Origin of the sequence: Spirosoma pollinicola (assembly GCF_002831565.1) — a bacterium.
Classification (GTDB): Bacteria; Bacteroidota; Bacteroidia; order Cytophagales; family Spirosomataceae; genus Spirosoma; species Spirosoma pollinicola.
The window spans coordinates 1,950,550-1,970,040 of the sequence record NZ_CP025096.1; the positions used below are offsets into that span (position 1 = coordinate 1,950,550).

Genomic DNA, 19,491 nt, shown 5'->3' on the forward strand with positions numbered 1-19,491 from the left:
CCACTAAGGGGTAGCGACGAGTTAATTTTTCGGCCGCCTGGCGCCAGGCTTTTTTACGATTGGAATGTTAAACTGCTCTTCGGCGATCTGGATCACCGTTTGGTAGGCCTCAGCCTGTAAGCGGAGAAACTGATTCTCCTTCTCCATGTCAGCTAGTTTGCGTTCCAGCGTTTTGACATAATCCGCGTCTCGTTTCATCGTTTTTCGGCGGTTTTTGGGTTGTAAAAGGGGAAGTAAGCGTAATCTGAAGTAGTTGCGGTTAAGACGGCGTAGCTCCCTCATAGGGATGCCCAGGGTTTCTTCCAGTTCGGAAGCCTGAACTCGTTCGGCCCGATAGGCTTCGACAACCTTCCATCGGAATAGGTGTCGAGTTTTCTTTTTCTTATAGCCTAATAAGTCATTAAGATGCGTATTCATACTGGATTTTGACTAGATTTTCCAGTAGCATACGAATCGTGCCAATAATCAGCGTTACAGACACCGTAAACTGTAGGACCACCAATACCCGGCGGGGTAGCGATGCAAATCGCCCTGCCTTGAATGTTCCTTTCAGCACACTGAGTGGATTGAAGGCCGATAGATACAGGGCTGGATAACTCCCGGCGACTAGGCCCGTCAGCAGACAAAATACAAGGCTTACAATCCAATACGCAGGATTCGACCAAGGGATAGCCGTCTGTTTATCGGCGATGTCGTTGAAAAAAGGCAGAGACAACACGGTCCCACTCATGGCCAACACAAACGAGAGGGCGACTACCAAAATCGATTCGCTGAAAAACTGACCAATGAGTTGCCCACGTAACGAGCCAACGGCCTTGCGGATACCTACTTCTTTGGCTCGTTTCTCACTCCGGGCGGTGCTGAGATTCATGAAGTTGATGCAGGCCAGCAGCAAGACAACTAAACCAATAATGCCGAAAAGCCAGACGTACTGAATGCGGCCACCCACGTTTACGCCGTTTTTCCAGTCCGAATGCAAGTGCCAGTGAGCCATAGGCTCCAGAAAGATTTCAGGTTTTGTCAGGGCGATATTTTTGTCAACATGCTCAAGTTTACTATTTTTAAGCAGCCTCGATATAGCCCCCATATCGGCTTTATCCGCCACTTGGACAAAGAGCTGAAATGAGTTATTGTCCCACTGCTGACTGGCCTGCCGTACCGATTCATCGTTGTTGAGCAGCAGATCCCAGGGTGCAATGAAGGTAAGGTCGCGGAAGGTGGTATTGTGGGGCAAATCCTGATAGACACCCGTTACACGAACGGCCATCTTATTGTCGAGTTTGAGGATTTTGCCCATTGGGTCGGTGTCGCCGAAGTAGGCTTTGGCCACCGATTCGGCCAGTAGAATCGACCCTGGATCGCGCAACCCCTGCCGGGTTCCTTTGAGCATCCGTAGGGATAGCATTTCGGGGGCATCGGGTTGCATAAAGCCACCTTTCTTGACAAATTTCCGGTCGCCCATGTCCAGCACATGTCCATAAATCCACGAAGTCAGCACAATGCGTTTGATGGGACTATTCTCCCTATACTTACTTCGTAATTCAGCCTCCAACGGAAGCGGGATTGAGTAATTTGTACTGACCTGCCCATCAACCGTTTGGTGTTGCATCACCTGAGCAATGTGGTCGTAGTGAGTGTGGTAGGTATCGAACGATAGCTCGTCATAAATCCATAAGCCGATGAGCATCGCCACGGCCATACCCACAGCTAGACCACCTATGTTAATGACCGAATAGGCTTTGTTATTGAAAAGATTTCTCCAGGCGATTTTAAAATAGCTTCGTAGCATGGTCGTATGGGTTGGATTGGGATATTCACTCGATACTCGTTTTGGCTCACGTCGGCGCGCAAAAGGGGGCAGTACCGATACCACATTTAGGACATAGCGCAGGGTGGCCTGGGTTTTGCCCGCCTGGCCATGCCAGTACGCATAGAGTTCGTCCAGATCGCCCTCCACTTCTTCGAGGGTGTCGGCGGGGTGCAACTGCCTGAGCAGTCGTTTGGCCCAGCGTGGTGGGGACGTGTCGGGAGCGTTCATAAGCCACTGAGCCGAAGTGAGTGGGGCGGCACCAGGTGCCAGAGCTGCTGGCGAAGCTGCTGAACCTCCTCCAAAGCCCGGCTACCCAGGGCCGTGACCCGGAACAGCCGCTTGCGTCGACCACCCCGTTCGGCGGTGGCTCCCCCCAGTTCAGACTGTACAAAGCCTTTCTCTTCCAGCCGGATGAGGGTGTTGTGGACGGTGCCGAAGGTAACCACCCGACCCGTATGTTCTTCCAGCGCTTGACTGACCGTAACGCCGTAGCCTTCCCCATCGAGAATGGCTACCATCAGGAGCACCACTTCTTCAAACTCGCCCAAATAGGTTCGACGCATTTCCCCAACTGATTAGTTTATATTTTATCGTACAAATCTGTTGCCAAAGGCAAAAAGGCCTATTTCTACGTGAAATAGGCCTTTTTGAAGATAACCATTGTCCACAAACGGACAGTTTCTGTACGATCCTGGACAGGCAATAGTATATTTAGGGAGTGACGCTCAACACGACTAGATTCTCATCCAAAGGTTGTGTTAGTCCAATCTCACAAAATGCTTCCCAAAGTGAGACGAAGGAGCATTCATGTATATGCTTCATAAATAGGGCTTTTAATGAGACGGTATAATAAGGCGATGTATGCCTAAAATAAGAGTAAAGAAGGGACGCGATGGCTGCCCGCCCCATTGACACTAAGATCTTCTTCACCAGAGATAAAATCATTAGAAAGCATTTAAATTTGCTGTTTAACAAACCCCCAGTTTTGTTAAACAGCAAACGATGATAGAGTATGCCATTTGATCCCACCAATCCCGTTATTCAACTCTGTGTGAAAGGCATGGAGATAGAAGCCAAAAGCCCAGAGCTAGCCAAAGATCTGTTTATACAGGCATGGAACTTAGCCACCACGGATGTTGAAAAATTTACGGCCGCTCACTATCTGGCCCGACAGCAGGATTCAGTAGCTGAAAAATTAGACTGGGATCTGAGAGCCTTACAACTGGCGCTGCAAAGTCAAGACGATAGTCTTACGGCTAGCTATCCATCCTTGTATTTGAATGTGGGAAAAGGGTACGAAGAACTGGACGATCCAGAACAGGCCAAGAGCTATTATCAACGGGCTCTTTCGTATACGCATCACTTACCAACGGATGGGTACGGGAAGATGATTAAGCAAGGAATCGAAAGCGGGTTAAAGCGGTTGATGGTATAGCCCTATTGCTGACCAAAGTCATAAGCCAATCAGTTCAACTTCTTAGTTGAATTTCATAGCCTAAGAGTATGTTTTGGATAGGACAAAATCGAGAATCGGTCGTATCTTGAAATCGCCAGATTATCAAGATTATGAACGAAGCCGTCCAGGAACTGACCGATTCTCAGTGGAAACTTATCGAAAAAAATTGTAGACGACCAACGCCAGCGTTGGCATTCGTTGCGAACGATTATTAATGCTATCCTGGCCATCAACCGAACAGGTGTTCAATGGCGTGAGTTGAATAGCAAGTACCCGCCTTGGCAAACGGTTTTCTACCATTTTCGGCAGTTCAAGCTGCGCGGCATCTGGGAAGAAATGCTGGATAAACTGGTTGTAAAAGAGCGAGTTCGCCAGCATTGCCAGGAGACTCCCAGCTTGTTAGCTATTGATAGCCAGAGTGTTAAGATTATGCAATTTATTGAAGAGGAGACGGGTATAGATGGTAACAAAAAGATTAACGGGCGTAAGCGTAGTATTGCAGTTGATCGGTTAGGCTTACCTTGGTCGTTGGCTGTTACCTCCGCCAGCACCTCGGATAATGAAGCCGGGCGATTAGTCGTAGACCGCTTGCGAGGCAAAGTACCTCGTCTGAAAGTTGTTGCTGCCGACCACGGCTATAAAGTTAGTTTCATCGAGCATGTTGAGCAGCATCACGGCTGGAGAGTTGAGATTGCACAAAAGCCCGAAAGCAGTCGGGGCTTTGTACCAGAAAAGAATCGTTGGCCAGTCGAACGCAGTCTTGGCTGGCTCAATTTTAGACGTCGTTTGTTTAGGGATGTGGAGAAAACGGTAGAAAGTTCGGAGGCCATGCTACGAATTGCCTTTATTTCCATTATCCTAAATCGCTTTGCCAAATAAACTACCAAAACAAACTCTAATTCTAGTTCTACAACATACCTAGGAATTATGCTAAAGTAGTTCCTATAGACTGCCTTTCAAAAACTAGATTATTTTCATATACCGGACTTAACCAAGCGAAGCAGATATTGGCTTGAAGATCTCCCAATGATGACCAAACGGATCAACAATACGCCCAAGCCGATAGCCATACTCTTAGTCACTGACTGGGTAGATTTCTGTGGCTCCTGCCGCTACAGCACGATTGACAACCGCATCAGGATTAGCCACCAGTAAACCCAGCCGTATACTGATGCCCCCTAAGGATTCAGGACTAAAATTGCCATGGTCAACCGCTTCGTCAGCCGCTACCAATCGGGCTCCTCCAATCGAGAGTTCAGCGACCACCGATCCATCGGGGTCCGTATTAGTCATCAGTTCAATGGCTCCGAAGGCTTGCTTATAAAAATCAATAGCCGCTAAGCCATTTTTAACCGAAAGGGTCGGAATAATGGCCGTTTGGAGGTCACTTTCTGGATTATCATTCATGAAAAAGTCCGGATTTATGATTAAGAGGTGATTACAAGAGGTAGCTTAGGCTAGTTAAATTTCGGAAAGCTAGTATAAGTGAGTACATTCTCAAAATTCTCTCCCCCATGAGACGAATGAAGCAAAGCGTATCTGCTCATTAATTCATACATGCTATGAGATGGAATGTTACTTATACTTTATAGACCGTACTCTTTCAGGAGATAGACAAAACAACTCGTATTCTCACTATTCTTACCTCAAGACTGATTTTTGCTTTATCCAGTGGGCTCTTTTTTATCTACTTACCCTTTCAGTTAACCATGCCAGTATATCACCCATGACCGTTTCTTTCTCGAGGTCATTGAGCAAGTCATGGTAATGGCCTTCATAGAACTTGAGTGTTTTATCGGGCGAGGAGGCATGGTCATAGAAATACTGGCTGCCACTGGGTTTGGTGGCTTTGTCAGCCGTTCCATGAAGAATCAGCAAGGGGAGTTGGATAGCCGACATCTCTGTCTTGAGCCTCTCGTCTGCTAGCGATAACTGCTGCACGGTTTTGGTCGGTTGCACTTCGTTGGCAATCAGGGGATCAGCGTTCATGAATTCAACGACTGCCGGATCGCGGGAGAAATCTTCATTGTTCAACCGCAGCACGTGGGCATGAGGAAACAGGTGGCTGAGCCCTTTCAGGACCGCCACGGCAAAATCAGGAGCCGGTACCTGGAAGGCGAAGCTTTCACAAATGAACCCCTTAAACTTAGCCTGATGCTCCAGGACATAGATGGCCGCTAAAACGCCCCCTGCGCTATGACCCAGCAGGAAAGTTGGCAAGCTTGGATAGGTGGTTTGGGCAATAGCAACGAGCTTATCCAGTTCGTTAACAAACTGTTCATAGTCGGCAATGTAGTAGCGTTCGCCATCGGAGTCTCCCCGGCCCGGAAAATCAATGGCATACACCTCAAAATTCTGGGCCGTCAACTGGTGGGCAGGCCATTGAAAATATCCACTATGGGAATTAAAGCCATGCGCAAAAACCAGGATTGCCTTCGGGGGATTGACGGCCTGCCAATGGCGGTAGGCCACGTTTAATCCCTCTTCAGAAAGAAAGGACTCGGATTGATGTTGAGGGAGTGGTTGCATAGTTTTCTATCCTGATAAAAAGTGAATGGCCAAGAGGGGTAAATTTTTCTAGTTGGGCGGCTTACCTAACAGGCAGAGGGCCCGTTGATTCAGCCCGATAAAGTTGGCCAGAAGTCGCTTATACTTATCGGTATAAAGTGACGAAAAAACGGTACAATTAGCGGTTTTTGGACTAGAACTCTACTAAAATGGAGATTCTTGTACCCAGGTGTCAGTTATTTGCAAGGACATCACCGCACCATCTCTTTACACTATAAACTGACGCCTACGTTAATCGCTCCGCGAGCTTCTAAGTAGTATAATGCAGGAAAGTCAATGATCATGAAACGCTCCCATTTGAGACGAAAGAATATTCATACATCTGCTTCAGGAAAAGGGCGTTTTCAGAACTAGTGTATCTTAAAAGGTAGTCTGTCGGCTCGTTTTGCTTTTGAGGCATAAAACCTCTTTGAGCATGATTAAGCACCGGATCAAACTACTTCCTGATGAACGGGTTGAGTTACTGGCCAAAGTCCAAAAAGGAAAAAAGCGGCTGCCAAAATCATTCAGAAAGCACAAGTGCTTTTAGCTAGCGATGAAACAGTTGACCGGCAAAGTCAAACCTACCTTGCCACGACTTATCATCTCTCAACCCGTAGCGTAGAGCGGATTCGCAAAGACTATTCTGAGCAAGGCATGGCTCTGTTTCAACCCAAACCGCGCCAGCCTCGCTCGGACAAAAAGCTGACCGGTGAGTTGGAGGCCCATCTGATTGCCATTGCCTGTAGTGAGCCTCCGATGGGTGAAAGCCGCTGGAAACTCCAGGCCATTGCGGATCGACTGGTTGAGCCACAAGTAGTTGAGAGTCTATCGCACACGAGTGTAGCGACGGTACTAAAAAAAATGAACTCAAGCCCTGGCGGGTCAAAGGCTGGCAGGGCCGCCCTTTAGGTTCGTAGCGTGGTAAGATTCTAACATTTAGTCTAGCTTGCCAATCAGCAAACAGGGTGGGCTACCCTATAGGGCCGCAGAGTGTCAGCTCTATGCTCAGATTCAGGACCCACCCTGTTTTACTTGCTTAAGGCTCGAATGGAAATTAGGGCAACTAGGCCCACTAGCAAGGGTTTGAGCACCGAAGCAAGGACTTTTCAACCCCCTAAATTACGATCTCTCATGACTATTCGCCATTTCATTGGTATTGACGTTTCGAAAGCTACACTCGACTGGGCCGTCTTTGATGGCAAAACCATAGTCTTGCAAACTCAATCGACTAACTCACCAGCAGCGATTAGGGCAACCGTCAAATTAATGAAGGCATTGCCTGGCTTTACAGTGGCTGAATCGGTCAGTTGCCTAGAGCATACGGGTATTGTGCGACACGAAGTTGCACGTTTTGAGTATGGATAATGATCCATTCGGTTAGTGCTCGAACCGATCTCCAATCCGTAGGGGCGTCACTGGTAACGGTGGGGTCTGTTGCAAGCGGATAAAGCCTAAGATGCGCGTCAATCCTTGACGCAAGTCGGGCCAGGAGAAGACCGAAAGGGTGAATGAGAATGAACCTCCTATGAGCCGGGCCGATTTCTATGGTTCAAACAAGGGTTGGCGTATAATTTTTGTTATATTTTTTACCCCGCTTGACGACTGCATAGACCCGATGGATGAGTTTGTTTCTTAGTGCGTTGATAACTAACATCTTATTCTTGCCTTCTTTAACTTTTCGCTGGTAATACTCCTGTAATTCACCGGGCATTTGAAGAGCCGACATAGCCGCCATATGCAGTAAGGTTTTCAGTGATTTTCGGGCATGATGATTCACGCGAGTCTTACCCCCTACACTACTGCCCGAGGAGTGCTCAAAGGGAGCTACGCCCGCATGGCAAGCTAGTTTTTTGGGATCATTAATGGCTTTGAACCGCACCGGCGGCCCGGTCATCACTGGCCAGGATTAATTCAGTGGCCACGACTTGACCAACACCGGGGATAGAAGTAACCAGATCGAAGAGCGACTTAAGGATAGGATCGTCAGTAATAAGCTGTTTGATCGCCTTTTCAACCCCTTTCAGATCACTCAGTAGGGCCTTTAGTGAGCTACTGCAATGCTGACCTAGTTGGGTAGTCAGGGCTCTGTCGCCAAATCGTTTTTGCTCATTCAGAGGCACTTTCAACTGGCTGATCATACCTTGCAGACGCTGACGAAGTCGAGTAAATTCAGCCAGTTTTTTCATGACGGGTCGAGCAGGCTTCCAGAGCCGAGTCCGGTCTTGAAAGCGATAAGCGTACTCAGCAATGCGCTGAGCATCAACGTTATCTGACTTTCCTCGTTGCAGTCCGCCAGCTTGTTTAATATGCAGGGAAGCTTCCAGCCAAATTGGTAATTGAGCCTGAAAAAGCACCTCCAGGGCATGTGCGTTGTAAAGTCCAGTATGTTCCATGCAGACCACACAGTTTGCGATCTGGAAGTTGGGCAAAGCCAGGAGTTGTTTGATAATTGCCCGAATGGCCACGGGTGAATTTTCCGATTGGGTTTGCCAGATGATGCCTTTATTGGCATAAACAGCCCAGTCAAGAGTGTTCTTAGAAACATCAATACCAATGAAATGGCGAATGTCCATTGAAGTGTTTACTTTTAGGGTTCAACAATCAGACAGCTTACTCATCACTCGTTACCTTGCTAATGGGTCACAACACCCTAATTTCTATTCGAGGTTAAGTAAGAAAGACCGAGCGGGACCTGAATCGGCCCATAGGTTGCGAGCCTGGCCGGAGACGCTAGGGAAGCCCGCTCGGTTGTCTGTCTGGCAAGCTACCTAAATCTTGGTTTCTTACCAGCCCTCAAACCTAAAGGCCGGAGCGGGGATCTTCGGTAAAAACGAACTACTCCAACTTATCGAAGATCCCCGCTCCGGCGGCCCGGTCCTACGTCGGGATGACAAGAACTCCCCTGCATTATCGTCTAAAAATCAGGCGTTTGTTGTCAATATTAGCCATTATTCACGTTAATTTATTAGCCGCTTCGCGACTCAAACAGCTAGAAGCTGTTTGGTACAACCAATCAACGAGGTACTAACTTCTCTCTTAAGTCACCAATTACCTGTCGTGTCTTGTCAATTCGCATTTTGAGTCCTTTCTTGTAATACCAGGCCCGAAACTCCGGGTTGTCGCTGTGTGTGTCCAATTCCTGTTCCAATTCGAGCAGGTATTTTTCGCTTTGCGTAAGATAGCTCCCGACGGTTTCGGGGTTGTGAAATCCTCCCCCATCGACGCTTACATAGACGGGCGTTGTATGGGCCGCCTGCTTCCCACTTCCATAACAACGGGCGGCCACCCATAGCCCCTTTGTGACGGAGGGTAATTCGAGCGTGATGGTCAAGCGGCCCGACGATTGGCCGGGGTCATTTTTCGTAACACGCCCTATAACCTTGCCATGTGCCACCAGTTCGAGGGTTTCGAGCGGAGTTTTCACCGGATGACCGAAAGCTTTGGCCTTTATAGTCATTTTGTCGCCTTTCACCAACGCCAGTTTGTCGCCGGGTAGTGTATTATTCACCCTGAGATCAAGAATAGGCCCGCTCGTTACAAACGTATGTCCGGCAGCTACGGCCTCTTTCCAGGCTCCATAACTGAATGGCTTTTTCAGGTAAGTATAAAAACGCGCGTTACCAATCCGGGCCGATTGCTCGGGCGGGCCCTTATCGTGGTCATGCCCACACCAGGGGAAATCTGACCCTGCGGTAGCGGTCAAAGGAACCCCCAAATCGAGCATCCGGTAATAATTTTCGGTGTGCAGCGGCTGGTCTGACACGCAGTATTGGAGCAGTTCCAGCATATCGACTTTGCCGCGCAGTCCGTCGAGTGTCAGACCCCGATACCCATGAAACGATTCGGCCTGATGCGCATAGCCGGTCAGGCCACCGCGCCGGTGTAGTTCATCAAATACCTTGTCGTAGTAATAGTAGTCCTGTTTGTAGCGTACTGAACCCGTAGCCCCAAACCCAAGCGCGTGGCCAAGTTCGGGCGTTCTCGGGTCTTCCTGTCCGGGTGTGAGCAGGTAGTTGCCCTGCTGATAATTACCTGTTGAACCGAAAGCATATTGGGGATAATACGTCTCCCAGAAATCGCCCATTTTCAGAAAAACGCCCACGTTGACGTCTTCAGCCTGAATCCACTGCATCAACGGCTGGTTTTCGCCCGGTGACCGCCGAATATGAATATGATCGTCGGATGAGTACCATCCTCGTGCGGCCATGTGTATCCAACGGTTCAGCGTATAAGTTTTTTGGAGAGCCTGACCTGCCTTAACGACCAGGGTATGTTGCTGATTAATGTATTCATTGCCTTTCATCAACATAAGCTGATAAGTTCCCGGCGGCAGTTGAAGCCTGAATTGGCCCGATACATAAAACGAACTATCGGGTTGAAAACCATAGCCATCAGCATGATCCCATAACCCATACGAAACGGCCACCGCTTCGCGGGGAAGACTCTTTACGGGTTTACCCGCCTGTGTGAGCCGCACCCGAACGGGAGTCAGGTTGCCGGTTTTAGCATCGCGTACATCAATATGGATTGAGCCGAGTGGCGTTTTTTGCTGTGCAGAAGTGGTTGTTAGCGACAACAGGCATAAGATGCCAAACAACAAAAGGCTGTACACTGGTAGTTTGTACGCCTGTGGTTTGTACGCCGGAGTGGTACTCCGGTGNGCCGACAGGCCAAAAGGGATGCCAAATAGGCCTGACGGCCCACCGGAGTACCACTCCGGCGTACAAACCACAGGCCTATCGCCATTTATACCAGCTAACCTTAAACGAAGCATATAGGAGACAGTGTCTGTATTTTTGTGCTATTTGCGGCCAATGGACCAAGTGACAAATACAACGCAACCCCTCTCTATACTGTATCAGGATACAGAACTGGTTGCCATCAATAAACCGCACAGCCTCCTGGTTCACCGGTCGATGATCGCGAGCGATGCCAGCGAATTTGCCGTTCAGCTCCTCCGTGACCAGTTGGGGCAACGCGTTTACCCCGCTCACCGGCTCGACCGCAAAACGGCGGGCGTCCTTCTCTTCGCCCTCTCCGAGTCCATGAACTCCATTATGCAGCAACAGTTTATGGATGGGTTAGTACACAAAACGTATCTCGCCATTGTTCGCGGCTACACGCCCGACGAGCAGGCTATTGATTACCCCCTCCGCAAGGACGATGGCAACGGTGGTGGTGCGGCATCCCGACTGGGCGTACTTCAGGATGCTTTTACACACCTGAAAACTCTACAACGCACGGAGATTGCATTACCGTTTGGCAAGCACCCAACTTCCCGCTACTCGCTGGTGGAGTTAACGCCCACCACGGGCCGGATGCACCAGTTACGCAAACATATGGCCCATATTCTCCACCCCATCATCGGCGACCGGCCGCACGGCTGCAACAAACAAAACAAGTTATTCAAGGAGCGGTTCGAGATGAACACCATGCTGCTCCACGCACAACAACTAACGTTTACTCATCCTATCACGCAGGAAGTAATAACGATTAAGGCCCCGTTTCAGAGCGAGTTTGAACGGATTCTGGGGGTGTTGTTTGGAGAGGCCTCAGTACCTACCGTTTCCTAAAGATAACTTGCTCTCTATAAACGGCCTGTATACATTCACGAACTAAAACAGATTAGCCTGTGATCTCCCTGGTTTAGGTCCTACGTGGCCCGTATGCTGTTCACCAGCATACATTATCTCCGCTTTCAAACCCGCGCTCCTGTGGGTCATTCATTCTTGTGCCGTCTCTGCGCGACCTGCCAGACACGGAGTCTATCCGCACGCAATTTTCTATCTCCTGTCATGTCGATGCGCTTTATCGTATTGACCATGCGTATCATTTTTTCCCAGACAATGAACACAACGATTTATAACGAATGGTATACAGAGTTTTTTTCGGGCTTAAACTGCGAAATGTGGGAACGAGCCGTTTCGGCAGAATGGACAACGAGTGAAGTAGATTTCCTGATCGAAACGATGGGAATCAAACCCGGAAATTCCATTTTAGATATTCCCTGCGGGTATGGCAGGCACGCCCTCGAACTAGCCAAACGAGGGCTTCAGGTAACGGGCATCGACATATCTGCCGAGTTTCTTCAGATGCTACGAAAGCAGGCTGGGGCAGACAAGTTATCCGTCCACGTGATTCAGGGCGATATTCTGACAACAGACGTTGGTTATTCGTTCGACGGAGCGTATTGCCTGGGTAACAGCTTTGGTTATGTCGATTACGAGGGCATGAATCAGTTTGTAGCGAGAGTAGCTGGTGCATTAAAACCGGGAGCCCGCTTTGTGATCAATTCGGGCCTGGTCGCTGAAAGCATACTGACCCATTTTCCTCAAACGGGCCACCACGTCCTCGGCGACCTGACGATGGACATCCGCAATTCGTACGTAATTGGCGAGAGTTATATGGCCACTGAACTTACGTACACAAAGCCAGATCGAACAGAAACGCATTACTTTAAGCACTACGTATTTACGCTGTCTGAAATAAAACGGATGCTGATCCAGCACGGCTTACGGACGATTGCCGTCTATAACTCAACCGAAAAGCTGGATTATCATTTGGGCGATCAACAGATGTACCTAGTTGCTGAGAAAGAGTAATGGTGTAGTGAAAGAATACTGACTGGTAAGAGATTATGGGTCAGTATTCTTTTTAATAAAGTTAGTTGGCTTGATTTGCCCAAGAATTATCGCTCCTAGGCAACCAGTAAACGAACCCGTCTAACCACCATATTTGGGTCTAATAACATGTTCAGTTAAAAACATCCTGCCCTTGAAAGTAAAAAAAATGTCTGTCAGTCTTTTCTCTAGTAAATCAGTTCAATATCTGTTTTCTTATGAATAAGTCAGATAACTCAACGCCCCGTGTAGATTCGTCCGAACAGACGAACTCCGGCACGTCACGGCGTCAATTTATGCAAACCGGAGCGTTGGCTGCGGCAAGCTTCTTCATCGTGCCCCGCCACGTACTGGGCGGCAGAGGGTTTATTGCCCCTAGTGATAAACTAAACATTGCTGGTGTCGGCTTCGGTGGCAAAGGGTTTAGTGATACCAACAATTCGTATAACAACGGCGCTAATAACATGGTGGCCCTGTGTGACGTTGACTGGGGACTTGCCCGCGTGAAAGAGAACTTCACCAAGCACCCTAATGCGAAACGCTATAAGGATTTCCGGGAGATGCTGGATAAGGAAGGCAAAAATATTGATGCCGTAACGGTGTCAACCGCCGACCATACCCACGCCGTGATTGCGATGGCCGCTATGCAGCGGGGCAAGCACGTCTATGTGCAAAAACCTCTGACGCACAACATTTACGAAGCCCGGATGCTAACCGAAGCTGCTCGTAAATACAAAGTCGTTACGCAAATGGGTAACCAGGGCTCGTCCAATCCACAGCAAAAACAAATGGTGGAGTGGTTCGATAAAGGATTAATAGGCAACGTACACACCATTAACCTCTGGACTAACCGGCCCGTTTGGCCGCAGGGTATTCCTGTTCCACAACCTGCATCCGAAACCCCCGTTGATCTGGATTGGGATCTGTGGCTCGGGCCCGCTCAAAAAGTGGGTTATACTCCTGCCTATCACCCGTTCAAATGGCGCGGCTGGTGGAACTTCGGTGCCGGTGCTCTGGGCGATATTGGTTGCCACATCATGGACGTACCCTTCCGCGTGCTTGGCCTTAGCTATCCAACCCAGGTTGAAACCAGCATCGGTCAGGTATTTCTGAAAGACTGGACACCGGAGTACATTCCCGAAGGATGCCCACCTTCCTCGCACGTTGAACTGAAATTCCCGGCATCGAGCAAAAACAAGTCGGCGGTAACGTTGATCTGGGAAGATGGTGGTCTGCGCCCTTTCCGCCCGGATATGCTGCCCGAAGGCGAAGCCATGCCCGAAAATGGTGAAAATGGGGTAATCATGCAGGGTGATAAAGGTATTATCGTTTGCGGCATGTACGGCGACAACCCGCGGCTATACACCAAAAGTGGGGAAAAACTTGTAGCAGCTCCCAAACCAACGGGTGGCCTACCTGAAAACGGTCACCAGGTGTTGTGGACCGAAGCCTGCAAAGCGGGGTTCAATAGCAAAGAGCACAAAGCACTTACATCTTCGTTTGATTTCGCTGGTCCCCTCACCGAATCAGTGCTGATGGGTAACCTGGCCATTCGCAGCTACACGCTTCGCACCCAGAATGCCAACGGCAAAGGCTTTGACTACCCAGGCCGTAAAAAACTGATGTGGGATGGTAAAAGCATGAAAATCACAAACCTCGACGAAGCGAACCAGTTCGTTAAGCGCGAATACCGTCAGGGCTGGTCGTTGACGGCGTAGATTTTGGTTGTTAGTAGAATAAGTGAAATGGGTGGAGTAAGTGAAGTCAGTCAACAGACTCCACCTGCTCCACCCATTTCACTTATTCCACCTATTTCACTCCTCTACCTACTTCACCAATAGCGACTGCACCATTGTCCGCAAGCGCCCGTGGGCTACGTAGGCCCAGATCAGCAGCATGTACATCGAAAAATCCTGATACGACACCGGGAACGCCATATTGTTGAAATAATAGCGAGTGGCCGTGAGGTCGAGCGAAGGCGTAAATCCAATGAGGTTTTCGTAACCTAATACAAGCGTCAGGCCCAGCGCATAGAACAGGTAGTGCGGCTTACGGAATGCCCATAAAACACCTGCCAAGGCGGTGGCACCAAAGCCTATATAATGTTTCCAGGTGAGTGATAAATCAGTAGTTGACGCTACGTAAACCGAATAACTCTGAACGATTATTAAAACGGCGAGGATGAGCCCATAGCCATAAAATTCTTTTAATTGAGCACGCTGCATAAACAGATTGTTACGGGAAGAGAAAAAACGCATCATAAAAATACGTAAAATCTGTAATGCATATAGACTAACAACTTCTATTTTTTCAGGTTACCTTCATTAAAAAATACAAATAGGCCATCCTTACCTGCTACGACTATATCTTTTCTGCCGGTTTTGTGCAAATCGACCACAGCAAAGTAAATGCCTGTTCCCTTGCCGACCCCGGCCGGCCCATATGAAATATCATGTTTCATAAACTGCTTTTTTGACGCTTCCCACGTGAAGTAATACAATCCAACGGGATCTTCTTCACCCGGATCTCTGCCGTTGTGCGCCCGAAAACGTTTACCCGTTAATAACTCAGGGCGGCCATCGCCCGTAATGTCAACCCACTCCAGACTGTGATACTGCGAGTTTTTATCGTCAATCAGATGCTTCGTCCAGCCTCTTTGCCCACTGGCATCGCGGGTTTGTTCGTACCAGTGGAGTCCATAGCTATGCCCTTGCCCGACAATAATGTCGTTGCGTTTATCGCCGTTCACATCGGCCACGATGATGGGCACACTGGCCGTGCCAAAAGTAAACTCTTTGTGTAGTTTCCAAGGCGTTTCTTCCCGATTGGCCGGTGCTTCGAGCCAGCCATCGCTCACAATAAGGTCACCCCGGCCATCGCCATTGACATCGCCAAAGCCCAAACCATGTCCCTGCGTCGGTGCAACGGTAACGGTCTTGAATACGCCGGGGCTTACCAGTTTAATGTACTTAAGTGGATGACTAGGATTGTTCGGCACAATGTCGATGGTCCCATCACCATCAACGTCCCAGGCGCGGGTTGTTTCGACGTTGCCGACTTTACCAATCTCATGTAAGGGCCAGGTAGCTCCTTTTTTACCCGGGTTTTCGACCCAGCGAAGGGTTTGATCAAACCAGCCACCCGTTACAAAATCCATTCGGCCGTCGGCGTTGACATCAAGCGGAATGGTCGAAAAATCATCATAATACTGATCTTTTCGCGGCTCATTTCCAATCAGATGCCGGTTTCTAAAACGCGGCCCTTCGTACCAGAAATCGCCGGACACAAGATCGAGTGTATCATTTTTGTCGACATCAAACACCCCCACTGATTCATAGCTTTCGGCAGCCACAAAATAGCGGTTGAAGCGTAAACCGGGTTCGGGAGCCGTTGCGCCGATTAGAATCAGCAAGATGAAACAGCTACTTAGTGTGCGGAGCATACATGAGTTTGTTTTATCTGATTAAAGCTAAAGGACATAAATCCCTACTTCATAGACCTGGTTTCAACATATACTTTTAAAAAATGCACCATCCTATCCATTAGTCTCTACTCATACAGTAGCCTACAAAACTAAACTAGTATAAATACTCAAATAAATAAACATTATTCAATTCATTTATATCAGTTCCACAACCATCCATGACCAATTTTTGTCTTACTCACATTTAAATTAACTTTTAATTATTTTTTAATTTAATATGAGTAGACAATTACAATTAGCTGTTTTTTCCATAAATATTGCAATTAGTGAATGCATAAAGTTCATATTTATTCACCATAATCACTTTTAGCAGCTTACTCATGAAAACACACTTACCTCCTCAAGTCAGACCTGGCAGGCAATTAAGGTATCTGATTACTCAAGTTTTTTTTGCTTTCATCTGTGTAAGTTTTACTTATGCAAAAATCCCATTTACACGCACATCAACCTTACCTAATCCTACCTCTACTGCTGACAGAACGCTTGCAGGACGCGTTACGGATGAGAAGGACGAAGCCCTACCTGGTGTGAGCGTTATTCTGAAAGGAACCCAGCGAGGCACCGTTACCGATGCTGACGGCCGCTATAAGGTGGAAATTCCTCCAACTGGCGCAACCCTTGTTTTCTCCTTTGTTGGCTACCTTTCTCAGGAAGTGCGCATCGGTAACCAAACAGCAGTCAATATAAGCCTGAAAGCCGATAGCAAAGTTCTCGACGAGATCGTCGTTATCGGGTACGGAACCGCCAAAAAGTCCGACCTCACCGGCGCGGTCACCAGCGTGAAGGAAGCCCAGCTTCAGGAACGACCTACGTCTTCTCTCAACCAGGCTCTCTCCGGACGCATGCCCGGTGTGCAGGTCAACACCAACTCGGGTCGTCCGGGCGGACGAACAACCGTTCGGATTCGGGGATTTAGCTCCATCAACTCATCCAATAACCCGCTTTACGTTGTGGACGGTGTCATGCTTCCACAGGGGACCGGCGACCAGTTCAGCAACCCGATCGACTACATTAACCCCAACGATATCGTAAACGTGGAGGTCCTCAAGGATGCCTCCTCGACGGCCATCTATGGAGCACGGGGAGCCAACGGCGTTATTCTGGTCTCGACCCGCAAGGGAAAGGCCGGTGAAAGCCGCGTTACCTACGACGGTCAGTTCAGCGTCAACACCATTGGGCCTAATAAGCCAAAAGTGCTCAATGCCAGGGAGTACCTGGCTACCGAAGACCTAGCCTATACCAACATGGCCAAGTATGACCCCGTAGGCTGGGCTGCTGGCAAGTGGTCGTATCTAGACCCAAAAGTGCGCCGGACCGCTTTCAGCGCGGCTCACCCCGGTGTTTTCGATGCTAATCTCAACCCGCTTTATGACACCGACTGGTTCAAAGAATCAGCACAGAACAAGCTTTCCCAGAACCACCAGTCAGGCTTCAGTGGTGGTAACGAACGTACGCAGTACTCGCTCTCGCTCAACTACCGCGACGATCAGGGCCTGATCAAAACATCGTATATGAAACGTTACTCTGGTCGCTTCTCGATCGACGATCAGGTCAAGAGCTGGCTCAAGATCGGTGGTACACTGAGTTACAATAACCAGACGGAAAACCTGGTAGACGTCAACGATGCGGTAGCCCGTCAGATCGTGGAAGACTTCCCCTTCCTGCCCGTGCGCTACCCCGACACCGGTGTCCTTGCCGAGAACCGTGATTATCCGTATGCAGAAGGAACGATGAGCTCGGTCCACCGACTGCTGGACCGCCGGTACATCCAGAATACGCAAACCACGCTGGGTAGCCTGTTTACCAACATTACGTTAGGAAAAGGGCTGGAGATGCGTACGGTGTTGGGTGCCAACGTCCAGACGCAGGAGATCAACCAGTCGCAGACCCGTACCCTTAACATCGGCGGTAACGGCAACGCATCGACCAACAACAACCGTACGTCGTTCTGGTCGCTGGAGCACTACCTGACCTACAACAAGCAGTTCGGCCAGGATCACTCTTTCAACGCTTTGTTGGGTCTGTCGTGGCAGGAAACCAACACCTTTGGCATCGGTGCCAGCGTGAGCGGATTTGCTACCGATTACTTTGGTTTCAACAACCTGGGCGCTGGTGCCACCAACCCGTCGGTCAGCTCGGGAGCTTCGCGGTTCGCGTTCAACTCCTACTTCGGACGGATCAACTACGGCTACAAAAACAAGTACCTCTTCACGGCTACGGGCCGGGCCGACGGTTCGTCGAAGTTTGGAGAAAATTACAAGTTTGCGTTCTTCCCCTCGGCAGCTCTGGCCTGGCGTGTATCGGAAGAAGACTTCCTCAAAGGCAACCCCGTTATCTCCAACATGAAAGTCCGAGCCAGCTACGGCTTGACGGGTAACTCCGAGATTCCGCCCTATCAGTCGCTGTCGTTGCTCAGCTCGAACTACTCGACTATCTACAACGACGGCCGCGTTGGCGGTACGGGTATCAGCCGTCTGGCCAACCCCGACCTGCGCTGGGAGAAAACTGCCCAGACCGACGTCGGTCTGGAAGTTAGTTTCCTCAAAGGACGCATTACCCTGGAAGCCGACTACTACTACCGTCTGACGACCGACATGCTGCTGGACGCCCCCGTGCCACAATCGAGCGGCTACGCAACCATCCGGCGTAACGTAGGCTCGATGGAGAACAAAGGTTTCGAGTTTGGGTTGAACACGGTCAACATCAACCGGGGTAACTTCAGCTGGAATACGAACTTTAACATCTCTCTCAACAAAAACAAAGTTCTCTCGCTGGCAACGCCCTCCGACATCTTCGGCGTTGGTGGTCCTAACTTTATCAACCAGACGAATATCATCCGGGTGGGTGAGCCCGTGGGTGCTTTCTGGGGTCTGACGCGTTTAGGTACCTGGAGTGAAGCCGAGCGGGAAGAAGCGGCTAAGTTCACCAGCTACCGCAATGGTCTGACCATTCTGCCCGGCGACCTTAAGTACCTCGACGTGAACGGCGACAAAGCCATTACCGATGCCGATCGCAGCATTATTGGTAACGGTAGTCCCAAGGGCTGGGGTGCCATGACGAACAACATTCGTCTGGGCAACTTCGATGCTACTCTGGAACTCCAGTATATGTTTGGTAACGACGTCATGTTGATGAACCTGCACCCCAGTGAAGACCGGCAGGCCCTGGCCAACAGCTACGCATCGGTACTCAGCGCATGGACACCATCTAACCAAAACAGCATGATTGCTTAAGTGCGCGACACACGGGCGGGCTACGTGACCAACGTCGACAGCCACTGGATCAAGAACGGTTCGTTCCTGCGGGGTCGTAACCTGTTGTTTGGCTACACCTTCCCGGCCGCAATGACCACCAAACTCAAAATGAACCGCCTGCGGATGTATGTATCGGCTCAGAACTTCTTCCTATCAGTCGAAGACCCCATCGTAGGTGATCCTGAAGTAACGCCTACTAACCAGGGTTCTGGTAGCAGCGCCTTCTCACAAGGTCAGATCTGGCACAATTATCCCAAACCAACCACCTACATGTTTGGTCTTCAAATCGGCTTGTAATCCACCAACGTATTTAATTA

Annotated in this window: 17 protein-coding genes and 1 pseudogene; 8 read left to right on the forward strand and 10 right to left on the reverse strand. The window is 49.4% G+C overall.

The window, feature by feature from the left end; translation table 11 throughout:
* Window positions 1-21: 21 nt before the first annotated feature.
* Genes CWM47_RS08300 through CWM47_RS08310 form a run of 3 tightly spaced genes read right to left on the reverse strand, consistent with a single transcriptional unit; the run spans window position 22 to window position 2,373 of the window.
* Complete coding sequence (locus CWM47_RS08300; protein WP_100987540.1) at window positions 22-417, reverse strand: hypothetical protein; 396 nt, start codon at window positions 415-417, stop codon at window positions 22-24.
* On the reverse strand, window positions 401-2,038 hold the full coding sequence (locus tag CWM47_RS08305; RefSeq protein ID WP_240625767.1) for an ABC transporter permease: 1,638 nt from the start codon (window positions 2,036-2,038) through the stop codon (window positions 401-403). The genes CWM47_RS08300 and CWM47_RS08305 overlap by 17 nt, the downstream gene beginning before the upstream one ends.
* Window positions 2,035-2,373 (reverse strand): PadR family transcriptional regulator, encoded by a 339-nt coding sequence (locus CWM47_RS08310; protein WP_100987541.1) that lies wholly within the window; start codon window positions 2,371-2,373, stop codon window positions 2,035-2,037. The genes CWM47_RS08305 and CWM47_RS08310 overlap by 4 nt, the downstream gene beginning before the upstream one ends.
* Before the next feature lie 449 nt (window positions 2,374-2,822).
* Here CWM47_RS08310 and CWM47_RS08315 point away from each other — a divergent pair, with 449 nt between their 5' ends.
* Together CWM47_RS08315 and CWM47_RS08320 are read left to right on the forward strand one after the other, a co-directional pair.
* A complete protein-coding gene (locus tag CWM47_RS08315; RefSeq protein ID WP_100987542.1) occupies window positions 2,823-3,245 on the forward strand; it encodes an rRNA adenine methyltransferase in 423 nt (140 codons plus the stop codon).
* A 186-nt stretch (window positions 3,246-3,431) separates the two neighbouring features.
* The gene (locus CWM47_RS08320; RefSeq protein WP_262512021.1) at window positions 3,432-4,145 is read left to right on the forward strand and encodes an IS5 family transposase; all 714 of its coding nucleotides are present in this window, start codon (window positions 3,432-3,434) and stop codon (window positions 4,143-4,145) included.
* Window positions 4,146-4,340: 195 nt separating this feature from the next.
* Here the strand turns inward: CWM47_RS08320 and CWM47_RS08325 are convergent, their stop codons facing one another.
* Entirely contained in the window at window positions 4,341-4,673 is a 333-nt protein-coding gene (locus CWM47_RS08325) for a VOC family protein (protein ID WP_206170619.1), read from the reverse strand.
* A gap of 276 nt (window positions 4,674-4,949) precedes the next feature.
* Window positions 4,950-5,795, reverse strand: a complete 846-nt coding sequence (locus CWM47_RS08330) for an alpha/beta hydrolase (RefSeq protein ID WP_100987544.1) — start codon at window positions 5,793-5,795, stop codon at window positions 4,950-4,952.
* Between the two features lie 558 nt (window positions 5,796-6,353).
* Between CWM47_RS08330 and CWM47_RS08335 the strand changes: the two genes are divergently transcribed.
* Both CWM47_RS08335 and CWM47_RS08340 read left to right on the forward strand, forming a co-directional pair.
* The gene (locus CWM47_RS08335; protein WP_100987545.1) at window positions 6,354-6,725 is read left to right on the forward strand and encodes a helix-turn-helix domain-containing protein; all 372 of its coding nucleotides are present in this window, start codon (window positions 6,354-6,356) and stop codon (window positions 6,723-6,725) included.
* Between the two features lie 222 nt (window positions 6,726-6,947).
* Window positions 6,948-7,181 carry an IS110 family transposase gene (locus CWM47_RS08340; RefSeq protein ID WP_100987546.1) on the forward strand — a complete coding sequence of 78 codons (234 nt, stop codon included), beginning with the start codon at window positions 6,948-6,950 and terminating at the stop codon, window positions 7,179-7,181.
* Window positions 7,182-7,365: 184 nt separating this feature from the next.
* Here the strand turns inward: CWM47_RS08340 and CWM47_RS39135 are convergent, their stop codons facing one another.
* The 3 genes from CWM47_RS39135 to CWM47_RS08350 all read right to left on the reverse strand — a co-directional run bounded on the left by CWM47_RS39135 (window position 7,366) and on the right by CWM47_RS08350 (window position 10,590).
* Window positions 7,366-7,710, reverse strand: a complete 345-nt coding sequence (locus tag CWM47_RS39135) for an IS110 family transposase (RefSeq protein ID WP_240625769.1) — start codon at window positions 7,708-7,710, stop codon at window positions 7,366-7,368.
* Entirely contained in the window at window positions 7,676-8,389 is a 714-nt protein-coding gene (locus CWM47_RS08345) for an IS110 family transposase (RefSeq protein WP_240625773.1), read from the reverse strand. The genes CWM47_RS39135 and CWM47_RS08345 overlap by 35 nt, the downstream gene beginning before the upstream one ends.
* Window positions 8,390-8,829: 440 nt before the next feature.
* Window positions 8,830-10,590, reverse strand: coding sequence for a CehA/McbA family metallohydrolase (locus CWM47_RS08350; protein ID WP_100987547.1), 1,761 nt, complete (start codon window positions 10,588-10,590; stop codon window positions 8,830-8,832).
* 40 nt (window positions 10,591-10,630) lie between these two features.
* On the opposite strand from CWM47_RS08350, the gene CWM47_RS08355 reads away from it, so the two are divergent.
* From CWM47_RS08355 to CWM47_RS08365, 3 genes are all read left to right on the forward strand, one after another.
* Window positions 10,631-11,389, forward strand: a complete 759-nt coding sequence (locus CWM47_RS08355) for a pseudouridine synthase (RefSeq protein WP_100987548.1) — start codon at window positions 10,631-10,633, stop codon at window positions 11,387-11,389.
* Between the two features lie 249 nt (window positions 11,390-11,638).
* On the forward strand, window positions 11,639-12,418 hold the full coding sequence (locus CWM47_RS08360; protein WP_240625775.1) for an SAM-dependent methyltransferase: 780 nt from the start codon (window positions 11,639-11,641) through the stop codon (window positions 12,416-12,418).
* Between the two features lie 236 nt (window positions 12,419-12,654).
* Entirely contained in the window at window positions 12,655-14,154 is a 1,500-nt protein-coding gene (locus CWM47_RS08365) for a Gfo/Idh/MocA family protein (protein WP_100987549.1), read from the forward strand.
* Between the two features lie 108 nt (window positions 14,155-14,262).
* Here the strand turns inward: CWM47_RS08365 and CWM47_RS08370 are convergent, their stop codons facing one another.
* Window positions 14,263-14,697 carry a hypothetical protein gene (locus CWM47_RS08370; RefSeq protein ID WP_240625777.1) on the reverse strand — a complete coding sequence of 145 codons (435 nt, stop codon included), beginning with the start codon at window positions 14,695-14,697 and terminating at the stop codon, window positions 14,263-14,265.
* A gap of 41 nt (window positions 14,698-14,738) precedes the next feature.
* The gene (locus CWM47_RS08375; protein WP_100987551.1) at window positions 14,739-15,878 is read right to left on the reverse strand and encodes an FG-GAP repeat domain-containing protein; all 1,140 of its coding nucleotides are present in this window, start codon (window positions 15,876-15,878) and stop codon (window positions 14,739-14,741) included.
* A 362-nt stretch (window positions 15,879-16,240) separates the two neighbouring features.
* Between CWM47_RS08375 and CWM47_RS08380 the strand changes: the two are divergent.
* Window positions 16,241-19,471 (forward strand): annotated as a pseudogene (locus CWM47_RS08380) (SusC/RagA family TonB-linked outer membrane protein).
* Window positions 19,472-19,491 lie beyond the last annotated feature (20 nt).

Excerpts from the sequence above, each read along its gene's own strand:
- CWM47_RS08300 (WP_100987540.1), bottom strand. The coding sequence starts at position 417 with ATGAATACGCATCTTAATGACTTATTAGGCTATAAGAAAAAGAAAACT.
- CWM47_RS08305 (WP_240625767.1), bottom strand. The coding sequence starts at position 2,038 with ATGAACGCTCCCGACACGTCCCCACCACGCTGGGCCAAACGACTGCTC.
- CWM47_RS08310 (WP_100987541.1), bottom strand. The coding sequence starts at position 2,373 with ATGCGTCGAACCTATTTGGGCGAGTTTGAAGAAGTGGTGCTCCTGATG.
- CWM47_RS08315 (WP_100987542.1), top strand. The coding sequence starts at position 2,823 with ATGCCATTTGATCCCACCAATCCCGTTATTCAACTCTGTGTGAAAGGC.
- CWM47_RS08325 (WP_206170619.1), bottom strand. The coding sequence starts at position 4,673 with ATGAATGATAATCCAGAAAGTGACCTCCAAACGGCCATTATTCCGACC.
- CWM47_RS08330 (WP_100987544.1), bottom strand. The coding sequence starts at position 5,795 with ATGCAACCACTCCCTCAACATCAATCCGAGTCCTTTCTTTCTGAAGAG.
- CWM47_RS08340 (WP_100987546.1), top strand. The coding sequence starts at position 6,948 with ATGACTATTCGCCATTTCATTGGTATTGACGTTTCGAAAGCTACACTC.
- CWM47_RS39135 (WP_240625769.1), bottom strand. The coding sequence starts at position 7,710 with ATGACCGGGCCGCCGGTGCGGTTCAAAGCCATTAATGATCCCAAAAAA.
- CWM47_RS08345 (WP_240625773.1), bottom strand. The coding sequence starts at position 8,389 with ATGGACATTCGCCATTTCATTGGTATTGATGTTTCTAAGAACACTCTT.
- CWM47_RS08355 (WP_100987548.1), top strand. The coding sequence starts at position 10,631 with ATGGACCAAGTGACAAATACAACGCAACCCCTCTCTATACTGTATCAG.
- CWM47_RS08360 (WP_240625775.1), top strand. The coding sequence starts at position 11,639 with ATGCGTATCATTTTTTCCCAGACAATGAACACAACGATTTATAACGAA.
- CWM47_RS08365 (WP_100987549.1), top strand. The coding sequence starts at position 12,655 with ATGAATAAGTCAGATAACTCAACGCCCCGTGTAGATTCGTCCGAACAG.
- CWM47_RS08370 (WP_240625777.1), bottom strand. The coding sequence starts at position 14,697 with ATGATGCGTTTTTTCTCTTCCCGTAACAATCTGTTTATGCAGCGTGCT.
- CWM47_RS08375 (WP_100987551.1), bottom strand. The coding sequence starts at position 15,878 with ATGCTCCGCACACTAAGTAGCTGTTTCATCTTGCTGATTCTAATCGGC.